Below are 6,000 nucleotides of genomic sequence, written 5' to 3'. Positions count from 1 at the left end.
GTGTGTCAGGTGATACATCTGTCGACTGACACTCCGCCTTCGCGAGCAAGCCCGCTCCCACAGGGGGGGGTGGTGATCTATTGATCGTTCCCGCGCAGAGCGTGGGAACGATCATGTAGGAGCTGCCGCAGGCTGCGATCTTTTGATCTTAATAATCGAAGAACACGGTCTCGGCATCAGTGCCCTGCAAAATCACATTCCACTGGTAAACACCCGATTCATCCTTCTTCGCCAGCAAGGTCGTGCGGCGTTCAGCCGGCACACATTCGAGCAACGGATCATCAACGTTGGCCGGCTCGCCTTCAAAGTAGATCCGCGTCAGCAAGTGCTTCACCAAGCCACGGGCAAACACCAACACCACCAAATGCGGCGCCTGGGTCGAGCCCTTCAGCCCTTCAACCGTGCCCGGTTTGATCGTGGTAAAGCGAAAGCGCCCTTCAGCATCCACCGGCACGCGGCCAAAGCCTTCGAAGTTCGGATCGAGCGCTTTGTCCTGCTCATCTTCCGGGTGGTCGTACTTGCCGGCAGCATTCGCCTGCCAGACTTCGAGCATGGCGTCGTTGACGACATCGCCGTTGCCATCCACCACTTGCCCGGTGATCGCCACGCGCTCGCCGAGGGTTTGTTCGACGGTGAGGTCTTCGCGGTTCAGCCAGGTCAGGCCGATGTGGTAATACGGCCCGACGGTGTGGGACGTGGTCGCAGTCAGCGTCATCTTATTTCTCCATCGGCGTGGCTTCACGCCCGCGCAGCACGATGTCCCAGCGATAACCGAGGGCGTAGGACGGAATGGTTTTTTCCAGATCGAAACTGGCGATCAGGCGTTCCTTGGCCGAAGTGTCCGACACGCAGTTGTAGATCGGGTCGTAGGCCAGCAGCGGGTCACCCGGGAAGTACATCTGCGTGACCAGGCGCGTAAGAATGCTCGGCCCGAACAGCGAAAAGTGAATGTGCGCCGGGCGCCAGGCGTTGTGGTGGTTGCCCCACGGATAGGCGCCAGGCTTGATGGTCTGGAACTGATACCAGCCGTCGGCGTCGGTCACGGTGCGGCCGGTGCCGGTGAAGTTCGGGTCGAGCGGCGCATCATGCACGTCGCGCTTGTGGTTATAGCGGCCAGCGGCGTTGGCCTGCCAGATTTCCACCAGAATCCCCGGCACCGGCAGACCGTTTTCGTCGAGCACGCGGCCGTGAATGATGATGCGCTCGCCCTGTGGTTCGCCTTCGTGCTGGGCGGTCAGGTCGTTATCGGTGTCGCTTACACGCTCGGCGCCGATAGTCGGGCCGGTGATTTCCGACAGCGAGTGCGGCAGAAACACCAATGGCTTCGACGGCGAGCGCAGGTTGGTGGATTGATACGTCGGGTGCAGGTACTCAGGCTGAGTGCCTTCCTGCGGACGACGGTAACCAGGCTTGTCAGACATGTCGCTTTCCTCTGTTCTTTTTCGTCACGGCTTGCGTCAGACGCGTTCGATGGCCAGGGCCAGACCTTGGCCGACACCGACGCACATGGTCGCCAGACCTTTCTTGCCACCGGTCTTTTCCAACTGATGCAGCGCGGTCAACACCAGACGCGCACCGCTCATGCCCAACGGGTGACCGAGGGCAATCGCACCGCCGTTCGGGTTGACCTGCGCGGCGTCATCCGCCAGACCCAATTCACGCAGCACCGCCAAGCCTTGGCTGGCAAACGCTTCGTTGAGTTCGATCACGTCGAAATCACTGACCGCTACGCCGAGGCGCTCGATCAATTTGCGCACCGCTGGCACCGGGCCGATGCCCATCACCCGAGGCGCCACGCCGGCGCTGGCCATGCCGAGCACTTTGGCGCGGGCGGTCAGGCCATGTTTTTTCACCGCTTCGGCAGAAGCCAGAATCAGCGCAGCGGCACCGTCGTTGACGCCGGAGGCATTGCCGGCGGTAACGGTTTTGTCCGGGCCATTGACCGGTTTCAATTTTGTCAGCGCTTCAATCGTGGTGTCGGCGCGCGGATGTTCATCCTGGCTGACCACGGTTTCACCCTTCTTGTGGGCAATCCGCACTTCGACGATTTCTTCAGCGAAAAATCCTGCAGCCTGCGCGGCGGCGGTGCGTTGCTGACTGCGCAGGGCGAAAGCGTCCTGATCGGCGCGCGAGACTTTATAGTCGTCGGCGACGTTGTCAGCGGTCTGCGGCATCGCGTCGACGCCGTATTGCGCCTTCATCAACGGGTTGATGAAACGCCAACCGATGGTGGTGTCTTCCAGTTTCATGTTGCGCGAGAACGCCGCGTCAGCCTTGCCCATCACGAACGGTGCGCGGGACATCGACTCGACGCCGCCGGCAATCGCCAGCTCCATCTCGCCGCTGGCGATGGCGCGGAATGCCGTGCCGATTGCATCCATGCCCGAAGCGCACAGACGATTGAGGGTCACGCCCGGCACAGTTTCCGGCAGGCCGGCCAACAGCAGCGCCATGCGCGCAACGTTGCGATTGTCTTCGCCGGCCTGGTTGGCGCAGCCGAGGAACACTTCGTCGATGGCGTTCCAGTCCACCGATGGATTGCGCTCCATCAGGGCCTTGATCGGCACGGCGGCCAGGTCATCGGCGCGCACGGCGGACAGTCCGCCGCCGAAACGGCCGATCGGCGTGCGAATCGCGTCGCAGATATAAACGTCACGCATCATGCTTCTCCCGGTGCCTGACCGTGGGCGGCGGCGGTGCGCGCTTCGAGATCGCGCAGCGCGGTCAGTTCGACGTCAGTCGGCTCCGCGGTGGTCTCAACGCTGTCGGCAAAACGAATCGCCCAACCGGTGGCCGCGACCACTTGCTCGCGGGTCACGCCCGGGTGCAGTGCGGTGACCACGAATTCGTGGGTGCCCTCTTCCGGCTCCATGATGCACAGGTCGGTGATGATCCCGACCGGCCCGGCGCCTGGCAGGCCCAGACGTTTGCGCGAATCGCCGCCCTCGCCGTGACCGACCGAGGTGATGAAATCGAGCTTGTCGACAAACGAACGCGCCGACTGTTTAAGGATGATCAATACGCTTTTTGCCGAACCGGCAATTTCCGGCGCGCCACCGGCACCCGGCAGGCGCACTTTCGGCGAGAAATAATCGCCGACCACGGTGGTGTTGATGTTGCCGAAACGGTCGACCTGCGCGGCGCCGAGAAAACCGACGTCGATGCGCCCGCCCTGCAACCAATAGCGAAAAATCTCACCGGTCGGGACGACGGTGTCAGCAGTTTCCGCCAGTTCGCCGTCACCGATGGACAGCGGCAGCACGCTCGGCTTGGCGCCAATCGGGCCCGATTCGTAGATCAGCACCACGTCCGGCGACGAAGTCAGACGCGCGAGGTTGGCGGCTTTCGACGGCAGGCCGATACCGACGAAGCACACCGAGCCGTTCTTCAAGCGACGGGCTGCGGCGACGGTCATCATTTCATTGGTGGTGTAAGTCATTACTTGGCCTCCGAAGCAGCGGCCAACTTGGCCTGGAACTCGCTGAAGTCAGCGCAGCCATGGATGTATTCGTTGATCCACGCGGTAAACGTCTCACGGTCGCGGGCGATCGGATCCCACGCCTGATAGAAACGATTATCGCGCTCGTTGTAACCGTGGGCGTAGGACGGATGTGCACCGCCGGGTACATGGCAGACTGCGCTCAAGGCCCAGGTCGGCAACACGCAGGAGTTCATTGGCGCGTTGAGGTTGTCGACGATTTCTTCGACGGTAACGATGCAGCGCTTGGCGGCCAGCGCGGCTTCTTTCTGCACGCCGAGAATGCCCCACAGCAGCACGTTGCCTTGGCGGTCGGCTTTCTGTGCGTGGATCACGGTCACGTCCGGGCGCACCGACGGTACGGCCGCCAACACTTCACCGGTGAACGGGCAAGTCACGGTTTTGATCAGCGGATTGACCTTCGGCAGGTCGGAACCGGCGTAGGCGCGCAGTACCGCGAACGGTAGGCCGGAAGCGCCGGCGACGTAGGCATTCGCCAGGTCGGCGTGGCTGTGCTCTTCGATCTCCAGCGGCTGTGGCCATTGCTTCTCGACCGCGTCGCGCAGACGGTGCAGCGAACCCACGCCAGGGTTGCCGCCCCAGGAGAAAATCAGTTTGCGTGCGCAACCGGCGCCGATCAGTTGGTCGTAGATCAGGTCAGGCGTCATCCGCACCAGCGTCAGATCTTTCTTGCCCTGACGAATGATTTCATGACCTGCGGCCGTAGGGATCAAGTGAGTGAAGCCTTCGAGTGCGACGGTGTCGCCGTCGTTGACGAATTGCTTCACCGCGTCGTGCAGCGAAAGGATCTCAGCCATGGAGCGGGCTCCTGTTTTTGTAATGAATCGCCAGTGATAAAAAGGGGCGAGGTTCAGCGCCGGAGTCACTGCAGATTAAGCCTGGGAAATGTGCCAAACAATCCGATAATCGACTGAGTGTTCGTTTATCGAACAGATTGTTGTTTACCTAACAATGATCGTTCCCACGCTCCGCGTGGGAATGCAGCCCGGGACGCTCCGCGTCCCAAAAGCGGACGCAGAGCGTCCAATGAGGCGTTCCCACGCGGAGCGTGGGAACGATCATGAAGCTCTACAGACCTGACCTCAGGTGGCATCCGCATGACTGACCATGCCCTTGATCACCACCGCCGCCGTCGCCACCGCCGCCGGAATCACCAACGCCGTCAACACCTGCTCAAAATTCCAGCCCAAGCCCAACAACGTCGCGCCCATCCACGCCCCGAGAATCGCGCCAAAGCGGCCAATCCCCAGCATCCACGACACGCCGGTCGCCCGCCCCTGCGTCGGATAAAACCGCGCCGCCAGCGACGGCATTGCCGATTGCGCGCCGTTCACGCACATCCCCGCCACTAAAACCAAAGTCGCCAACAACGTAATGTTGCCCAGGCTCTGCCCCACCGCGTAGGCAAACACCCCGGCCAGCAGGTAGAAAATGCCGATGACCTTGTGCGGATTGAAACGGTCCATCGCCCATCCCACAGCGACCGCGCTCAATACCCCGCCGAATTGGAACAGCGCACCGATGAACGCGGCTTGTTCCATGCTCGCGCCACTGTCACGCATCAGCGTCGGCAGCCAACTGGTCAACAGATAAACGATGACCAGGCCCATGAAGTAGGTCAGCCACAGCAGCAACGTGCCGGTGCTGTAGGTACCGGAGAAGATCACCGCGAACACATTGCGCGCCTTCACGGTTTTTTGTTCCGGCACGCTGAAACTGGAGGCTTGGGCGACGGTGACCGGATCGATCGGCGCCAGGGTTTTGCGCACTTTGTCGGTGCCACGGTTACGGACTACAAGGTAGCGCGCCGATTCCGGCAGCCAGAACAGCAGCACCACCGCGAGGATCAGCGGCAAAATCCCGCCGATCAGCAGCAGACTGTGCCAGCCGAACGCCGGGATCAGCTTGGCGGAAATAAACCCGCCACCGGCCATGCCGAGGTTGAAACCGCAAAACATGCTGGTCACCAGCAGCGACTTCTTGCGCTCCGGGGTGTACTCCGAGAGCAGCGTGGTGGCATTGGGCATCCCCGCGCCCAGACCGAGGCCGGTCAGGAAGCGCAGCACCAACAGTTGTTCCACGTTAGTGCTGTAAGCCGACGCCAGGCTGAAGGCACCGAACAGAATCACGGCGCCGACGAGTACGACTTTTCGCCCGAAGCGGTCAGCCAAAGGGCCGGAACCGAGTGCGCCGAAGACCATGCCGATCAACGCGGCGCTCATTACCGGGCCGAGGCTGGCGCGGTCGATGCCCCAGTCCTGCGACAACGCCGGGGCAATGAAGCCCATCGCGGCGGTGTCGAGGCCATCGAGGAAGACAATCAGGAAACACAGGATCACCACCCGCCATTGATAGCGCGAGATCGGTTGGGCGTTGATGAAGGTCTGCACGTCGAGGCACTGACCCACAGCGGACTGAGGCTGGTTCATTATTTTTATCCACGCAAAAAACGCAGTCGAACGGCGGCCGGCCAGAGAGCGGCACAGCTACAAGAATAGAAG

Annotated in this window: 6 protein-coding genes; all 6 read right to left on the bottom strand. The window is 61.8% G+C overall.

Annotated elements, in window-relative coordinates; genetic code table 11:
* Positions 1-148: 148 nt before the first annotated feature.
* Complete coding sequence (gene pcaG, locus GVL50_RS25475) at positions 149-715, bottom strand: protocatechuate 3,4-dioxygenase subunit alpha (protein WP_008080091.1); 567 nt, start codon at positions 713-715, stop codon at positions 149-151.
* A 1-nt stretch (position 716) separates the two neighbouring features.
* The gene (gene pcaH, locus GVL50_RS25470) at positions 717-1,421 is read right to left on the bottom strand and encodes a protocatechuate 3,4-dioxygenase subunit beta (protein WP_159815474.1); all 705 of its coding nucleotides are present in this window, start codon (positions 1,419-1,421) and stop codon (positions 717-719) included.
* Positions 1,422-1,457: 36 nt separating this feature from the next.
* A complete protein-coding gene (pcaF, locus tag GVL50_RS25465) occupies positions 1,458-2,663 on the bottom strand; it encodes a 3-oxoadipyl-CoA thiolase (RefSeq protein WP_178124221.1) in 1,206 nt (401 codons plus the stop codon).
* Positions 2,660-3,439, bottom strand: a complete 780-nt coding sequence (locus GVL50_RS25460; RefSeq protein ID WP_016982817.1) for a CoA-transferase subunit beta — start codon at positions 3,437-3,439, stop codon at positions 2,660-2,662. Before GVL50_RS25460 ends, pcaF begins: the two co-directional genes overlap by 4 nt.
* Complete coding sequence (locus tag GVL50_RS25455) at positions 3,439-4,296, bottom strand: CoA transferase subunit A (RefSeq protein ID WP_053117863.1); 858 nt, start codon at positions 4,294-4,296, stop codon at positions 3,439-3,441. The genes GVL50_RS25460 and GVL50_RS25455 overlap by 1 nt, the downstream gene beginning before the upstream one ends.
* Positions 4,297-4,581: 285 nt before the next feature.
* Positions 4,582-5,928: an MFS transporter gene (locus GVL50_RS25450; RefSeq protein WP_053117860.1), complete on the bottom strand. Its 1,347-nt coding sequence runs from the start codon at positions 5,926-5,928 to the stop codon at positions 4,582-4,584.
* Between the last annotated feature and the right edge of the window lie 72 nt (positions 5,929-6,000).

Origin of the sequence: Pseudomonas sp. 18058, from assembly GCF_902706155.1 — a bacterium.
GTDB classification, from domain to species: domain Bacteria; phylum Pseudomonadota; class Gammaproteobacteria; order Pseudomonadales; family Pseudomonadaceae; genus Aquipseudomonas; species Aquipseudomonas rustica.
The sequence above is the reverse complement of the archived record's forward strand: the minus strand, read 5'-3'. Positions and strand labels throughout refer to the sequence as shown.